The 14,380-nt window shown below is 72.1% G+C and carries 13 protein-coding genes; 7 read left to right on the forward strand and 6 right to left on the reverse strand.

Features of this window, described 5'->3' with window-relative positions:
* Positions 1-37 precede the first annotated feature (37 nt).
* From ACFY8O_RS08485 to ACFY8O_RS08495, 3 genes are all read left to right on the forward strand, one after another.
* The gene (locus ACFY8O_RS08485) at positions 38-688 is read left to right on the forward strand and encodes a mycothiol-dependent nitroreductase Rv2466c family protein (protein WP_145801520.1); all 651 of its coding nucleotides are present in this window, start codon (positions 38-40) and stop codon (positions 686-688) included.
* 145 nt (positions 689-833) lie between these two features.
* The gene (locus tag ACFY8O_RS08490; protein ID WP_387900098.1) at positions 834-2,207 is read left to right on the forward strand and encodes an MFS transporter; all 1,374 of its coding nucleotides are present in this window, start codon (positions 834-836) and stop codon (positions 2,205-2,207) included.
* Positions 2,197-3,666, forward strand: a complete 1,470-nt coding sequence (locus tag ACFY8O_RS08495; RefSeq protein ID WP_387900100.1) for a pyridoxal phosphate-dependent decarboxylase family protein — start codon at positions 2,197-2,199, stop codon at positions 3,664-3,666. Before ACFY8O_RS08490 ends, ACFY8O_RS08495 begins: the two co-directional genes overlap by 11 nt.
* Positions 3,667-3,782: 116 nt before the next feature.
* Here ACFY8O_RS08495 and ACFY8O_RS08500 read toward each other — a convergent pair whose 3' ends face one another.
* On the reverse strand, positions 3,783-4,424 hold the full coding sequence (locus ACFY8O_RS08500) for a superoxide dismutase (protein WP_145801523.1): 642 nt from the start codon (positions 4,422-4,424) through the stop codon (positions 3,783-3,785).
* 380 nt (positions 4,425-4,804) lie between these two features.
* On the opposite strand from ACFY8O_RS08500, the gene ACFY8O_RS08505 reads away from it, so the two are divergent.
* Positions 4,805-5,257 carry a GNAT family N-acetyltransferase gene (locus tag ACFY8O_RS08505; protein ID WP_387900102.1) on the forward strand — a complete coding sequence of 151 codons (453 nt, stop codon included), beginning with the start codon at positions 4,805-4,807 and terminating at the stop codon, positions 5,255-5,257.
* Positions 5,258-5,406: 149 nt separating this feature from the next.
* Here the strand turns inward: ACFY8O_RS08505 and ACFY8O_RS08510 are convergent, their stop codons facing one another.
* From ACFY8O_RS08510 to ACFY8O_RS08520, 3 genes are all read right to left on the reverse strand, one after another.
* A complete protein-coding gene (locus ACFY8O_RS08510; RefSeq protein ID WP_387900103.1) occupies positions 5,407-6,054 on the reverse strand; it encodes a CatB-related O-acetyltransferase in 648 nt (215 codons plus the stop codon).
* 36 nt (positions 6,055-6,090) lie between these two features.
* Complete coding sequence (locus ACFY8O_RS08515) at positions 6,091-7,506, reverse strand: amino acid permease (protein ID WP_387900105.1); 1,416 nt, start codon at positions 7,504-7,506, stop codon at positions 6,091-6,093.
* Between the two features lie 119 nt (positions 7,507-7,625).
* Positions 7,626-9,056 (reverse strand): amino acid permease, encoded by a 1,431-nt coding sequence (locus tag ACFY8O_RS08520; RefSeq protein WP_387900107.1) that lies wholly within the window; start codon positions 9,054-9,056, stop codon positions 7,626-7,628.
* Positions 9,057-9,319: 263 nt separating this feature from the next.
* Between ACFY8O_RS08520 and ACFY8O_RS08525 the strand changes: the two genes are divergently transcribed.
* Positions 9,320-9,913: a biotin transporter BioY gene (locus ACFY8O_RS08525; protein WP_145801528.1), complete on the forward strand. Its 594-nt coding sequence runs from the start codon at positions 9,320-9,322 to the stop codon at positions 9,911-9,913.
* On the opposite strand, the gene ACFY8O_RS08530 is transcribed toward ACFY8O_RS08525, so the two are convergent.
* Together ACFY8O_RS08530 and ACFY8O_RS08535 are read right to left on the reverse strand one after the other, a co-directional pair.
* Positions 9,894-11,201, reverse strand: coding sequence for an FAD-binding oxidoreductase (locus ACFY8O_RS08530; RefSeq protein ID WP_387900109.1), 1,308 nt, complete (start codon positions 11,199-11,201; stop codon positions 9,894-9,896). The two genes, ACFY8O_RS08525 and ACFY8O_RS08530, sit on opposite strands and share 20 nt — an antisense overlap.
* Positions 11,202-11,291: 90 nt before the next feature.
* A complete protein-coding gene (locus ACFY8O_RS08535; protein ID WP_145801531.1) occupies positions 11,292-12,731 on the reverse strand; it encodes an amino acid permease in 1,440 nt (479 codons plus the stop codon).
* 254 nt (positions 12,732-12,985) lie between these two features.
* Here ACFY8O_RS08535 and ACFY8O_RS08540 point away from each other — a divergent pair, with 254 nt between their 5' ends.
* Positions 12,986-13,474, forward strand: coding sequence for a ribose-5-phosphate isomerase (locus tag ACFY8O_RS08540; protein ID WP_387900111.1), 489 nt, complete (start codon positions 12,986-12,988; stop codon positions 13,472-13,474).
* A 73-nt stretch (positions 13,475-13,547) separates the two neighbouring features.
* Positions 13,548-14,369: an Fpg/Nei family DNA glycosylase gene (locus ACFY8O_RS08545; RefSeq protein WP_387900113.1), complete on the forward strand. Its 822-nt coding sequence runs from the start codon at positions 13,548-13,550 to the stop codon at positions 14,367-14,369.
* The last annotated feature ends 11 nt before the right edge of the window (positions 14,370-14,380 follow it).

The following is a 14,380-nucleotide window of genomic DNA, read 5'->3' on the forward strand; positions in this document are numbered from 1 at the left end:
TGACGCTCAGGCGCAGACCCACCTCATGAGGAGAGACATGCCCGAGAACAGCACGGCCGCCGCCAAGGTCCCGGCCGACTTCTGGTTCGACCCGCTCTGCCCCTGGGCCTGGATGACCTCCCGCTGGATGCTGGAGGTGGAGAAGGTCCGCGACGTCGAGGTGCGCTGGCACGTGATGAGCCTGGCCGTCCTGAACGAGTCCAGGCTCGACGAGCTGCCCGAGGAGTACCAGGACATGATGCGCACCAAGGCGTGGGCGCCGGTCCGGGTCGTGGTCGCCGCCCAGCAGAAGCACGGCGACGACGTCGTCGGCCCGCTCTACACCGCGCTCGGCACCCGCATCCACAACAACGGCGAGGGCCCCACCCGCGAGGCGATCGCGGGGGCCCTGGCGGACGTCGGCCTGCCGGCCGACCTGCTGGAGTACGCCGACTCCGACGCGTACGACAAGGAGCTGCGCGCCTCCCACCAGGAGGGCATCGACAAGGTCGGCCAGGACGTCGGCACGCCGGTCATCGCCGTACCCGGCGCCGACGGCGAGCAGATCGCCTTCTTCGGCCCGGTCGTCACCCCCGCCCCCAAGGGCGAGGAGGCGGCGAAGCTCTGGGACGGCACGCTGCTGGTGGCGTCCATCCCCGGCTTCTACGAGATCAAGCGGACCCGCACGCAGGGCCCGATCTTCGACTGACCGGTCCCGCACGCAGGGACCCGTCGTCGACTGACCCCGCGCCTGCCGCGGGCGGGGCGGCCGTGCCCCGCCCGCCGTGTGGCGGTCATGTGTAGCGGGCGGCCGGGGTCTTGCCGAAAAGATGAACATCGTTCAGGATCTGCCCATGTCAGCCGCAGGTCCGGATCAGCACACCGCCCCGCCCCTGCCGCGTTCCGTGCGCGTCGGCTACGGCCTGGGCTCGCTGTGCACCGGCACCTTCGCCACCGTGCCCGGCCTGATCCTGCTGTACTACCTGACCAACGTCCTCGCCGTGCCCGCGGCCGTCGCGGGCGCGGCCGTCTTCCTGCCGAAGGCCTGGGACGTCCTCGTCAACCCGCTGGTCGGGGCGGTCTCCGACCGCAGCCGGCTGCGCGGCGGACCGCGCAGGCCCTTCCTGCTGATCGGGGCCTGCACCCTGCCCCCGCTCTTCGCCCTGATCTTCGCCGCGCCGCCGCTGCGGGGCGCCGGCGCGGCGGCCTACGTCGGCGTCCTGTTCCTGCTGGCCGCCACCGCGTACGCCGTCTTCCAGGTGCCGTACGTGACCATGCCGGCGGAGATGACCGAGGACCCGCACGAACGCGGCCGGGTGCTGGGCTGGCGGGTGGGGTTCCTCGGCGTCGCCATCCTGCTCTCCGGCGCGGTGGCCCCGGCGATCGCGCACGCCGACGGGGACACCCCGCAGAGCTACCGGCTGATGGGCGCCGTCGTCGCCGTGCTGCTGGCCGTCGGCATGTTCGGGGCGTGGGCCGCCACCCGCCGCGCCCCGGCCGTCGCCCGCAGCGAGGCGGAGCCCTCGCTCGGCGCGCAGCTCGCCGCCGCCCGATCCAGCAGGCCGTTCCTGTATCTGGCGGGGATGTGGACGCTCCAGGCGCTGGCGATCGGCGTGATGCTGGCGGGCGTCCAGTACTTCGCGACGTACACCCTCGGCTCGGCAGGCGCCGTCACCCCGCTGTTCGCCTGCCTGATCGGCCCGCTCGTCCTCTTCATGCCGCTGTGGAACCGGCTGGCCCGCCGCAAGGGCGTGACGTACGCCCAGTGGTGCGCGTCCCTGCTCTACACGGCCGGGGCGGTGCTCCTCGCCTTCACCGGGATCGCGGGCCCCGCCGTCGGCTACGCGGCGGTCGTCCTCGTCGGGATCGCCTACGCGGGCCTCCAGCTGCTGCCGCTGACGATGCTCGCGGACACCCTTGCCGCCGACGCCGTCGCCACCGGACGGCGCAGGGCCGCCACCTTCACCGGGCTGTGGACGGCCGCCGAGACCCTCGCCTTCGCCCTGGGCGCCGGGGTATTCGCCTCGGTCCTCGCCGTCACCGGCTTCCGGTCCTCCGACGCCGCGCACCAGGTGGACCAGCCGCACGCCGCCCTGACCGGGATCACCGTGGGGATGAGCCTGCTGCCCGCCGTGCTGGCCGCCGCGAGCCTTCTCCTGCTGAGCCGTTACCGCGTGACCCCGACCGTGAACCGCCCCCTCCGGAAAGAGCCCGCCCGTGCCGACTGAACCCGCCCTGCCCGAAGGCCGCCCCGCCGGTGACGTGCTCGCCGAACTGCGGGCCCTGCGCGCGGCGGACGCCCCCACCCGTGGAGGACGCACCTTCGCCTACGTCTACGACGCCGGGCTGGCCGGCCTCGACGAGCTGGCCGCCGAGGCGTACACCACGTTCGCGACGGTCAACGGGCTCGATCCGACGGTCTTCCCGAGCGTGGCCCGGCTGGAGAACGACATCGTCCGCGCGGTCGCGGCCCTCCTCGGCACCCCCGGGGCCCAGGGGACGTTCACCAGCGGGGGCACGGAGAGCATCCTGCTCGCGGTCAAGACCGCACGTGAGCACGCCCGGTCGGAACGCGGGATCACCGAACCCCAGCTGGTTCTCCCGTCCACCGCCCACGCCGCCTTCCACAAGGCCGCCGCCTATCTGGGCCTGGAGCCGGTCGTCGTGCCGGTCGACCCCGTCACCTTCCGCGCCGACCCGGCCGCCATGGCCGCCGCGCTCACCGACCGCACCGCGCTGGTGGTCGCCTCCACCCCCTCGTACGCCCACGGGGTCGTCGACCCCGTCGCCGAGATCGCCGCCGCCGCCTCCGCGCGCGGGGTGCTCTGCCACGTCGACGCCTGCATCGGCGGCTGGATCCTGCCCTACCTGCGGCGCGCCGGCCGCGAGGTCCCGCCCTTCGACCTGTCCGTGCCCGGGGTGACCTCGCTCTCCGTGGACCTGCACAAGTACGCGTACGCCGACAAGGGCGCCTCGGTGGTCCTGTACCGCGACGCCGGACTGCGCCGCCACCAGTACTTCGCGCACGCCGGCTGGCCCGGCTACCCCGTCGTCAACCCGACCGTGCAGGGCACCAAGTCCGGCGGTCTGCTGGCGCAGGCCTGGGCGGTCCTGCGGTTCGTGGGCGAGGACGGCTACACCGCGCTCGCGGCCCGGGTCGCCGACGCGTCGGACCGGCTGCTGGCGGGACTGCGGGCGAGTGCCGGCGTGCACGTCCTGGGCGATCCGGCCGCCGGGCTCGTCGCCTTCACCGTGGTGGGGGAGGACGGCGGGAACCCGGACCTCAGCCTGCTCCTCCATCTCGCCGACGAGATGCGCGCGCTCGGCTGGTACCTCCAGCCGCAGCTCTCCTTCGACGGCCTCCCGCCCAACCTCCACCTCACGCTGACCCCCGCCACCGTCGGCCAGGTCGACGCGCTGCTGGGCGATCTCGCGACCGCCCTGGAGAAGGCGCGCGCCCTGGAGCCTGTCGTGATCGACCCGGAACTGGCCGCGTTCGCCGCCGGGCTGGACCCCGACACGCTCGGGCCCGACGAGATCGCGGCCGTGCTCGCCTTCGCCGGACTCGGCGAGGGCGCCGGACTGCCCGGCCGTATGGCACCCGTGCTGGTCCTCCTGGACGCGCTGCCGGGGCCGCTCAAGGAACGGCTGCTCAGCGAGTTCATCGGGTCCGTGTTCCGGATCTGACGCGCGGGAAAGGGGAGAACCCCCGCGAGTCACGTCCTCGCGGGGGTTCTCCGTCCATCCGCCTGCCGGGTGAAGGGTGAGAAGACGCTCACGAGGCAGGACGCTCGGGCCTCCGGTCAGGGAGCGAGCAGCAGCACGTCGGCGCGCTCCTTGGCGGCGGCGTAGCGCTTCGCCACGTCCTGCCAGTTGACGACGCGCCACATCGCCTCGATGAAGTCCACCTTCTGGTTCCTGTACTGGAGGTAGAAGGCGTGCTCCCAGGCGTCGAAGACCAGGATCGGCACCGAGCCCTGCCCGACGTTGCCCTGGTGGTCGTAGACCTGCTCGACGATCAGCTTCCCGCTGACCGGCTCGTACGCGAGGACCCCCCAGCCGGAGCCCTGTGTGGTGGCCGCGGCCTTGGTCAGCTGGGACTTGAAGCCGGCGTACGACCCGAAGGACTCCGCGATGGCGTCCGCCAGATCGCCCACACCGTCCGCCGCGAGGGGCTCGCCGCCGCCGTCACCCGTCATGTTGTGCCAGTAGATCGAGTGCAGGATGTGGCCGGAGAGGTGGAACGCGAGGTTCTTCTGGAGGCCGTTGATCGCGCCCCAGGCCTCCTCGGCACGGGCCTCCTCCAACTGCTCCAGGGTGTCGTTCGCGCCCTTGACGTACGCCGCGTGGTGCTTGTCGTGGTGGAGCTCGATGATCTCCGGGGCGATGACCGGTTCGAGCGCCGCGTAGTCGTACGGGAGTTCCGGGAGCGTGTACGTGGCCATGGGGTCGAACCCTCCAACTGCTAACTGGTCGTTATTGCAAGTTGTTCGCAATTGCAGGCTAGCAGGAGGAGGCCCCGAAGGTGATCAGCCGTTCACCCTGGGGCCGGACGGAGTCGCGCGCGTCTCCCCCATCGGGCAGGGGGCGGACGCCGTCGGCACCGACTTCCCCGGCCTGGGGGCCGACGGTGACGGCACGCCCGTCCACCTGGTGCGGCGGTTGCCACGTCCTGGCGCGGCGCCACGAGAACGAGGTGGACGGGCTCATCGTCAGGTACGGAACAACCCCCGAAGCCCCAGGGGGTCACGCGGCGGCGGACGGAACCCTGTTCCCTCATGTGAGGCCCGCGTACGGTACTCGGCAGCCGACGGAGGAGGAAGGCATGGAGCTGCGACCGGGACGGTCGGCGGAGGCCGCGGCGCTGACCGGGCTGGCCCTGCGGTCCAAGGCCCACTGGGGCTACGACGAGGCGTTCCTGGAGGCCTGCCGCGAGGAACTGACCCTCCGGCCGGACGATCTGACGGGCGGGCGGGCCCTGGTGGCGGAGGAGGACGGCCGCGTGCTGGGGTTCACCACGGTGTCCGGTGAACCGCCCCGGGGCGCGCTCGCCATGATGTTCGTGGAACCGGACACCATCGGGCGCGGCGTGGGACGGCTTCTGTTCGAGCGCACCATGGACCAGGCCCGCGGGCTCGGCTTCGGGAGGCTCACCATCGACGCCGACCCGAACGCCGAGGCCTTCTACCGCACGATGGGCGCCGTCCGCACCGGCGCCACCCCGTCCGGCTCGATCCCCGGGCGCGTGCTGCCGCAGCTGGAGATCACGCTCGCCTGAGATCCGCGGCCCGGGCCGGGCGTCCGGCCCAGGAGCACCGCGGATCCGGTGGAGCTCACCGGCCGGACAGCCGCCCCGGCCCGGTGCCGGACGTCGCGCCGGTGCCCGGACGGGAGGGCCAGGGTGGCCACGACCGACGCTCCTCCCGCTCAGCCTGGCTGAGGCGCCGCCGCCTCCAGGTCGTCGATGCTGCCCGACATGAGGGTGCGGACGTGCGCGGTGATGTGTTCGGCCGGCCAGTCCCACCAGGCGACGGCGAGGAGACGGGCGATGTCCTTCTCGTCGTAGCGGGTGCGCAGCAGCTTGGCGGGGTTGCCGCCCACGATGCCGTAGTCCGGCACGTCGGACGTGACGACGGAGCCCGCCGCGATGATCGCGCCGTTGCCGATGCGCACGCCCGGCATCACCGTCACCCGGTAGCCGAACCACACGTCGTGGCCGACCACCGTGTCGCCCCGGCCCGGCAGACCGGTGAGCAGGTCGAAGTGGTCGGCCCAGGAGCCGCCCATGGTGGGGAACGGGAAGGTGGACGGGCCGTCCATGCGGTGGTTGGCGCCGTTCATGATGAACCGCACCCCTGTCCCCAGCGCGCAGAAACGTCCGATGACGAGCTTCTCCGGGCCGTAGTGGTACAGCACGTTGCGGGTCTCGAAGGCCGTCGCGTCATCGGGGTCGTCGTAGTACGAGTACGCGCCGACCTCGATGAGCGGGGACGTGACCAGCGGCTTGAGCTGCACCACGCGCGGCTGGCCGGGCATCGGGTGCAGCACGGTCGGATCTGCGGGGAGTGGATTCATGCCGGAACCCTCGCAGAGCGACCGTGCCGTATGCACTCAGTTTTCGGCAGCGGCGACGCGCTCCGCTCGCTTCTGCCGCACCAGGCCGATCACGATCAGCACCGCGGTCAGCGCACCCGTGGCCAGCAGCTGGTCGCGGGTGTCCGGCTGGCGCAGCATCAGGACGAAGATTCCGGTCATGGCCGCCAGCGACACGATCGTCAGGCCGGGGAAGAGCCACATCCGGACGACGAGCCGGTCGGGGGCCTCCCGCTCCGTCCGCCTGCGCAGGATCAGCTGGGAGACGGCGATGAAGAACCAGACGACCAGGATCACCGCGCCGATCATGTTCAGCAGCCACGGGAACACGTCCTCCGGCCGCCAGTAGCTGAGCAGCACGCACAGGAACCCGAAGACGGAGGAGGCGAGCACGGCGTTGCGCGGGACACCGGAGGAGACCTTGCCGAGGATCCGCGGGCCCTGGCCGCGGGCGACGAGGGAGCAGGCCATGCGCGAGGAGCCGTAGATGTTGGCGTTCATCGCGGAGAGCAGCGCGACGAGGATGACCACGTTCATGATCTCCGCGGCACCGCTGATGCCGAGGTGGTCGAGCATCGCGTAGAACGGGCCGACCTCGGCGACCGCGGGGTCGTCCCAGGGCACGAGGGTCACGATGACGGCCATCGAGCCGATGTAGAAGACGGCGATGCGCCACATCGCCGTGCGCACGGCCTTGGCGACGCCCCGCACCGGGTTCTCCGACTCGGCCGCCGCGATGGTGACGGTCTCCAGGCCGCCGTACGCGAAGACCGAGGCGAGCAGACCGATGATCAGGCCCTCGGAGCCGTTCGGCAGGAAGCCGCCGTCGCCGGTGAGGTTGGCGGCGCCGGGGGAGTCCGTGCCCGGCAGCACGCCGAGGATCGCGAGGACGCCGAGCACCAGGAAGAGCGTGATCGCGACGACCTTGAGCGCGGCGAACCAGAACTCGAACTCGCCGAAGTTCTTCACGGCGGCCAGGTTCGTGCCGAGGAAGACCAGCATGAACAGCGCCACCCAGGCCCACTCGGGCGTGCCCGGCAGCCAGCCCGTGACGATCTGCGCGGCGCCGATGCCCTCCAGGCCGACCGCGACGCAGAGCAGCACCCAGAACGACCATCCGGCGGTGAAGCCCGCCCACGGGCCGATCGCCCGCTCCGCGTGGACGGAGAAGGAGCCGGACGCGGGGTTGGCCGCGGACATCTCGCCGAGCATCCGCATCACGAACATGACCAGCAGGCCGGAGCCGGCGTAGGCGAGGACGATCGACGGGCCGGCCGCGGCGATCCCCGCACCGGAGCCGACGAACAGGCCGGCCCCGATCACCCCGCCCAGGGCGATCATCGACAGATGGCGCTGCTTGAGCCCGTGGGTGAGCGCGGAGTCGGCTGCGGGAGCGGATGCGTCCGTGGGGGGCGGCGCGGAGGTCCGGGACATGGACAGGCTCTGTTCACTGGTCGGGACAGGGGTCGGCCCACAGTCTGGGCACGAGTCCCGGTCACGGGGAACGGTTGTCCGCTATACGGTCACCAGGCTCACACAAGGTGCTCACCCGCCTACGGCTTCGCCCGCGCTTCCCGCACGGCCGCCACGAGCAGCACGAGACCGGTGGCACCCGAGGACCAGAGCACCTGGGGGCGGGCCGCCTCGTCGGTCAGCATCAGCAGCAGGACGGCCAGCAGCCCGGCCAGGGTCGCCCAGGTCAGATACGGGAAACACCACATCCGCAGCGTCAGGGCGCCCGGCGCCTCGCGCTCCAGCCGCCGCCTGAGCCGCAGTTGCGAGGCGGCGATCATGCCCCAGACGAACAGGAGGACCGCGCCGACCGAGTTGAGCATGTGGAGGAACACCGTGTCGGGCCACCGCAGATTGAGCAGCACCGAGACGAAGCCGAAGGCCACCGAGGCAAGGACCGCCCGCCGGGGCACCCCGCCCCCGCCCGCGGATCCGCCGGACACCTTCAGCAGCCCGCGCGGGGCCTCGCCGCGCTCGGCCAGCGAGAAGACCATCCGCGAGGATCCGTACAGGTTGGCGTTGAGCGCGGAGAGCAGCGCCACGAACACCACGATGTTCATGATCTGCCCGGCCGACGGCACCCCGATCGAATCCAGGACCTTCACGTACGGGCTGATCCCGGCCTTCTGCGCGGTCCACGGCAGCACGGTCACGATCACCAGCATGGAACCGACGTAGAAGAAGAGGATGCGCACCACCGCGCTGCGCACGGCCCGCCCCACCGCGCGCGCCGGATCGTCGGTCTCCGCGGCGGCGATCGTCACGACCTCCAGCCCGCCGAAGGCGAACACCACGGTGAGCACACCGGACACCACCCCCTCCCAGCCGTTCGGCAGGAAGCCGCCCTGGCCGGTGAGATGGGCCGTACCCACCGCGCCGGTGTCCGGGAGCAGGCCGAAGACGGCCAGCAGCCCGAGCACCAGGAAGGCGACGATCGCGAGGACCTTGAGCGCGGCGAACCAGAACTCGAACTCGCCGAAGTTCTTCACGGCGGTGAGGTTGGCCGCGGTGAACACCACCATGAACAGGAGCACCCACAGCCACTGGTCCACCGCGGGCACCCATCCGTGGGCGATCTGCGCGGCCGCCGTCGCCTCCACGGCGAGGACCACCACCAGCATGAACCAGTACAGCCAGCCCACACTGAAACCGGCCCAGCGGCCCAGCGCGCGCTCGGCGTGGACCGAGAAGGAGCCGGACGCCGGCATCGCCGCCGACATCTCGCCCAGCATCCGCATCACCAGCATCGCGAGCGTGCCCGCGAGCAGGTAGGACACCACGACGGCGGGCCCGGCGACCGCGATCCCGGCACCGGAGCCGACGAAGAGACCGGCGCCGATCACGCCGCCGAGGCCGAGCATCGTCAGGTGGCGCTGTTTCAGGCCGTGCGCCAGGGGCGCGGACGGCGGCGGCCCGGACGACGGGGGTCCGGGTGGCGCGGAGGGGTGCGTGGGGGGCGACGCGTCGTGCATGAGCTGCGGATCACTCTCGGAGCATTTATGGGGAACCTACAGTCTCACGCGGTGGCGCCCCCTTTCGAGCGGGGAGCAGGGGGCACCCTCACCTCAGTGACCAGCATCACGCCGACCGGTGATTGTGTTGACGGCTTTGTTCGAACCCCACTAAGCCCTCAACCGCCGCTTTGTGGGCGGCTGATGGTGATCGGGCGAGGTCCCGTCGGCTAACGTCACCCTCAGTCCGTCCCCGTCCTGCCGATCTCACCCGCGGAGTCCCGATGAGCACTGCTGCCGCCCCCGTCCGTTCCGGAGCGGTCCTCGCCGACCTGCTGCCCGCGGTCCGCCACCGCTACGCCGTGGACACGGCGCTGGTCGTGGGCGGCGCGGCCCTCACCGGCATCGCGGCCCAGATAGCGGTGCCGGTCCCCGGCTCCCCGGTCCCCGTCACGGGCCAGACCTTCGCCGCGCTGCTCGTCGGCACCGCCCTCGGCGCCCGCCGCGGCTTCCTCTCCCTCGCGCTGTACACGCTCGTCGGCATGGCCGGCATGCCGTGGTTCTCCGGAGGCACCTCGGGCCCGGGCGGCGCGTCGTTCGGCTATGTGCTGGGCATGCTGCTCGCCGCCACGGTCGTCGGCGGCCTCGCCCGCCGCGGCGGCGACCGCTCCGTCCTGCGCACCGCGGGCACGATGGCGGTCGGCTCCCTGATCATCTACGCGGTCGGCGTGCCCTACCTGGCGCTCTCCACCGGCATGTCGATGAGCGCCGCCGTCGCGGCCGGCCTGGTGCCGTTCCTCGTGGGCGACGCCCTCAAGGCCGCGCTGGCCATGGGCGCGCTGCCCGCCTCCTGGAAGCTCATCGGGCGCCGCGACTGACGCCGTAGGCACCACCGAGGAGGCTCGCCGGGTCGTGGCGCGACACCAGACCGGCGAGCCTCTCGCGTGTCCGGGGCCCGTGGACGGCCTCGTAGGTCTCCGCGCGGTCCCCGCCGCCGAAGGAGAAGTTGAGGGCGCGGCCCAGGTCGTACGGGGCCGTCACCCCGGCCACCTCCGCGTACAGCGCCCGTACCGCCGTCACGTCCGTGCCGTCCAGCGGTGACAGCAGCCGCAGCAGGAAGCCGGCCCCACGGTGGGGCACCGCGCTGTCGTGCGCGGGCGCGGCGGCCAGCGCGCCGCCCAGGTGGTTGAGCTGCACCACCGTCATCATCGGCGCCTTCGGACCGGTCAGCTCCAGGACCCGGGTGGCGGCCCGGGCGTCCAGGTCGCGCAGCATCATCCCCTCGCCGTGGTAGGCGTGGGGGAACGGCGGGTCGCTGTGGATCGTGTGGCTCTCGGTGTACGGCATCTCCCGCAGCGAGTCCGAGAGGACCGGGCCGGCGGCGCGCAGCGGCGCGACCAGCCTCTCGCCCTCCGCCGCCGGGCCCGTGTACGCGACGCGCACCGAGATTACGTACCGGCCGCGCAGGTGCTCCGGCAGCTCCGGGGCGCCGGGGTAGCGCACCGCCGCGACCGACGAGGTGCACGTGTCCGGGAGGGTCCGGGTCCACTCCAGATAGCGCCCCAGCAGCGCGGGGGCGCTGTCGCCGTCGAAGGCCAGTGAGCCGCCGTACAGCCGTTCCACGGCCACCAGGCCGATCTCCAGCGCCGTCACGACACCCAGCCGGTGACCGCCGCCCCGCAGACCCCAGAAGAGGTCGGGCTCGGTCCGCGGGGTCACATGGCGCAGGACGCCGTCGGCGGTCACCACGTCCAGCGAGCGGACGTGGTCGGCGGCGTAGCCGAACTCCCGGGCCAGGATGCCCAGGCCGCCGCCCAGGGTGTACGAGACGGCGCCGACGCCGGGGGAGGAGCCGTTCAGCGGGGCGAGCCCGTGCGGGGCCGCGGAGGCGATCACCCGGCCCCAGGTCGCGCCCGCCCCGATCCGCGCGGTGCGGCTCCGCGGATCGACCTCCACCTCGTCCATCCGGCGCGTGCTGATCAGCACCCCGCCCTCGACGGGGCCCGGCAGCCCGTGCCCGGTCGCGTGGACGGCGACGCGCAGCCCGCGCGCGGACGCGTCCCGTACGGCGTCCCGCACACCCAGGGCTCCGGTGGGCTCGACGAGGTGCTCGGGGGCCAGCGTGAAGGCGGTCTGGAAACTCTCGGGCGGGGTCTTCGCGGTCATGGGAAAGGCTCTCCGTTCGCTCGCGGGATCGCGGGGCGAGGGAGAGCCTCCCGGGTAAACCTGACATCGGCCGTCAGGTATGCGTGCCGGTCACTCGACCGGCGCCGCCTCCTTCTTGCTCCGGGCGTCACGCACCAGCGAGACGGCCACGACCAGGGCCGCCACCAGCAGCGAGAGCAGCACCTGCTCACGCCCGGCGTCGTCGGTCAGCATGTAGACGAGGACGAACGAGATCATCGCGATCGTCGCCCAGGTCAGATACGGGAAGAGCCACATCCGGACGACGAGCTTCTCGGGCGACTCGCGCAGGATGATGCCGCGCATCCGCAGCTGGGTGAAGCAGATGACCAGCCAGACGAACAGGGCGACCGCGCCGGAGGAGTTCAGCAGGAAGGCGAACACCGTGTCGGGCCACTGGTAGTTGAAGAACACGGCGACGAAACCGAACACGACGGACGACAGGATCGCCGCCTGCGGCACGCCCCGCTTGTTCACCCGGGCGAAGGCCTTGGGCGCGTCCCCCCGCTGTCCCAGCGAGAAGGCCATGCGCGAGGCCGTGTAGAGGCCGGAGTTCAGACAGGAGAGCACGGCCGTCAGCACGATGACGTCCATGACCTGGCCGGCGTGCGGGATGCCGATGACGTTCAGCGCGGCGACGTACGAACCGTCCTCGACGATCGAGGGGTCGTTCCACGGCAGCAGGGTGAGGACGACGAAGATCGAGCCCAGGTAGAAGATGGCGATACGCCAGATCACGCTGTTCGTGGCCTTGGAGACGGCGCGCCGCGGGTCCTCGGACTCCCCGGCGGCCAGCGTGACGATCTCGCTGCCCATGAAGGAGAAGACGACCATCAGCACACCCGTGAGGATGGCCCCCGGCCCTTCGGGGAAGAACCCGCCGGTGTCCGTGAGGTGGGCGAGGCCGGACCCGGCGTCGTCCGATCCCGGCAGGACACCGAAGACGGCGAGCAGACCGACGACGACGAACGCGCCGATCGCCACGACCTTGATCCCGGCGAACCAGAACTCGAACTCGCCGTACGAGCCGACGGAGACCAGGTTGGTCGCCGTGAGCACCACCATGACGATCAGGGCCCACGCCCACTGCGGCACGCCGGGGACCCAGCCCTCCAGGATCTTGGCACCCGCCGTCGCCTCGACGGCGAGCACCACGACCCAGAAGAACCAGTACAGCCAGCCGATGGAGAAGCCGGCCCAGCGTCCCAGGGCCTGGTCGGCGTAGGCGGAGAAGGAGCCGGAGCTCGGCCGGGCGACGGCCATCTCGCCGAGCATCCGCATGACGAAGACGACCATCAGGCCGACCAGCGCGTACGACAGGAGAATGGCCGGTCCCGCGGCGGCGATACCGGCGCCGGATCCGACGAAGAGGCCGGCGCCGATCACCCCGCCGATGGCGATCATCGAGAGGTGGCGGTTCTTGAGACCGGCCTGAAGTCCGTCGGGGGAATCCGGCGTGCCGGGCTCGCCGGGCTGGTGGCCCGGATCAGCCACAGTGGTCTGCGACGTCATGGATCGAATCCTTACGTTTTCTGATCATGTGTGTCGGGTCATGCCCTCGACGGGGGTGGTGGCGAGGACAAGGCCACGCATTCAAGCCCGAGCAGGCCCGTAACCGGAACCCCCTCGTCCGTTTCCTTGACCCGATCGTTGTGCGAGTGGCGTGGCCCACACGCCCCGGGGTCCGCACCGGGCGCCCGGCCCGGGGCTGCGGGTCCCGACCCCGCTGACGGTTACCCGGTCCCGTTCGTGCCACACTTCGCACCATGCGCGTGTACCTCGGCTCCGACCATGCCGGCTTCGAACTGAAGAACCACCTCGTCGAGTGGCTCACGGCCCACGGCCACGAGGCCGTCGACTGCGGTCCTCACCTCTACGACGCCCAGGACGACTACCCGCCGTTCTGCCTCCGCGCCGCCGAACGGACGGCCGCGGACCAGGGCAGCCTCGGCATCGTCATCGGCGGCTCGGGCAACGGCGAGCAGATCGCCGCGAACAAGGTCAAGGGCGTACGCGCCGCACTCGCCTGGAGCGAGCAGACCGCCGCGCTCGGCCGCGAGCACAACGACGCCAACGTCGTGGCCATCGGCGGCCGGATGCACACGGTCGAGGAGTCCACCAAGTTCGTCGAGATCTTTCTCGGCACCCCGTACTCGGGTGAGGAGCGCCACACCCGCCGCATCGAGATGCTCTCCGCGTACGAGAGCACCGGCGAGCTCCCCCCGATCCCGGCCCACCACCCGCAGCAGGGCTGACCCGCCCTCATCCGCCTCCCTCGTGCCGCCGGGTAGCTCCCGGCGGCACGAGCGCGTTTCCAGGAGCCACGCCGTGCCCGAGGGGCATACGATCCACCGCCTCGCCGCCGACCACCACGAGCGCTTCGCGGGCCGCCCGGTGCGGGTGAGCAGCCCCCAGGGCACGTTCGCCGGGAGCGCGGCCCTGCTGGACGGCCGGACCTTCACCGGCGTCGACGCCCACGGCAAGCACCTCTTCCTGGGCTTCGAGGGCGCGGCCTGGGTCCACATCCACCTCGGCCTCTTCGGCAAACTGGGCTTCGGCGCGACCCCGGCCCCGCCGCCCGCCGGCACCGTCCGGCTGCGCCTGCTCAACGACGCCCACCACGCCGACCTGCGCGGCCCCACCACCTGCGCCCTGATCACCGGCCCCGAGAAGCGCGCGATACACGACCGGCTGGGCCCCGACCCGCTGCGCGCCGACGAGGACGGCGAGCGGGCCTGGCGGCGGATCTCACGCAGCCGTGTGACGGTGGCGGCCCTGCTGATGGACCAGAAGGTCGTCGCGGGCGTCGGCAACGTCTACCGCGCCGAGGTCCTCTTCCGGCACGGCATCGACCCGTACCTCCCGGGCAAGGACCTCACGCGCGGCGAGTGGGACGCGATCTGGGCCGACCTCGGCGTCCTGATGCGCGAGGGCGTGCGGAACAACCGGATCGACACCGTCCGCCCCGAGCACCTCCCCGAGGCGATGGGCCGCCCCCCGAGGGTCGACGACCACGGCGGCGAGGTGTACGTCTACCGGCGGGCCCGGCAGGGCTGCCACATCTGCGGTACGGAGATCCGCACGGCGGAAATGGCCGCGCGCAACCTCTTCTGGTGCCCCGGCTGCCAGCCCTCGGCGTCGGGCCGCTAGCCCCGGACGCC

This window comes from Streptomyces argenteolus (genome assembly GCF_042902585.1).
GTDB lineage: Bacteria > Actinomycetota > Actinomycetes > Streptomycetales > Streptomycetaceae > Streptomyces > Streptomyces argenteolus.

Coding starts and splice junctions, on each gene's coding strand:
- ACFY8O_RS08485 (WP_145801520.1), top strand. CDS start 38: ATGCCCGAGAACAGCACGGCCGCCGCCAAGGTCCCGGCCGACTTCTGG.
- ACFY8O_RS08490 (WP_387900098.1), top strand. CDS start 834: ATGTCAGCCGCAGGTCCGGATCAGCACACCGCCCCGCCCCTGCCGCGT.
- ACFY8O_RS08500 (WP_145801523.1), bottom strand. CDS start 4,424: ATGGCCACGTACACGCTCCCGGAACTCCCGTACGACTACGCGGCGCTC.
- ACFY8O_RS08505 (WP_387900102.1), top strand. CDS start 4,805: ATGGAGCTGCGACCGGGACGGTCGGCGGAGGCCGCGGCGCTGACCGGG.
- ACFY8O_RS08510 (WP_387900103.1), bottom strand. CDS start 6,054: ATGAATCCACTCCCCGCAGATCCGACCGTGCTGCACCCGATGCCCGGC.
- ACFY8O_RS08515 (WP_387900105.1), bottom strand. CDS start 7,506: ATGTCCCGGACCTCCGCGCCGCCCCCCACGGACGCATCCGCTCCCGCA.
- ACFY8O_RS08520 (WP_387900107.1), bottom strand. CDS start 9,056: ATGCACGACGCGTCGCCCCCCACGCACCCCTCCGCGCCACCCGGACCC.
- ACFY8O_RS08525 (WP_145801528.1), top strand. CDS start 9,320: ATGAGCACTGCTGCCGCCCCCGTCCGTTCCGGAGCGGTCCTCGCCGAC.
- ACFY8O_RS08530 (WP_387900109.1), bottom strand. CDS start 11,201: ATGACCGCGAAGACCCCGCCCGAGAGTTTCCAGACCGCCTTCACGCTG.
- ACFY8O_RS08535 (WP_145801531.1), bottom strand. CDS start 12,731: ATGACGTCGCAGACCACTGTGGCTGATCCGGGCCACCAGCCCGGCGAG.
- ACFY8O_RS08540 (WP_387900111.1), top strand. CDS start 12,986: ATGCGCGTGTACCTCGGCTCCGACCATGCCGGCTTCGAACTGAAGAAC.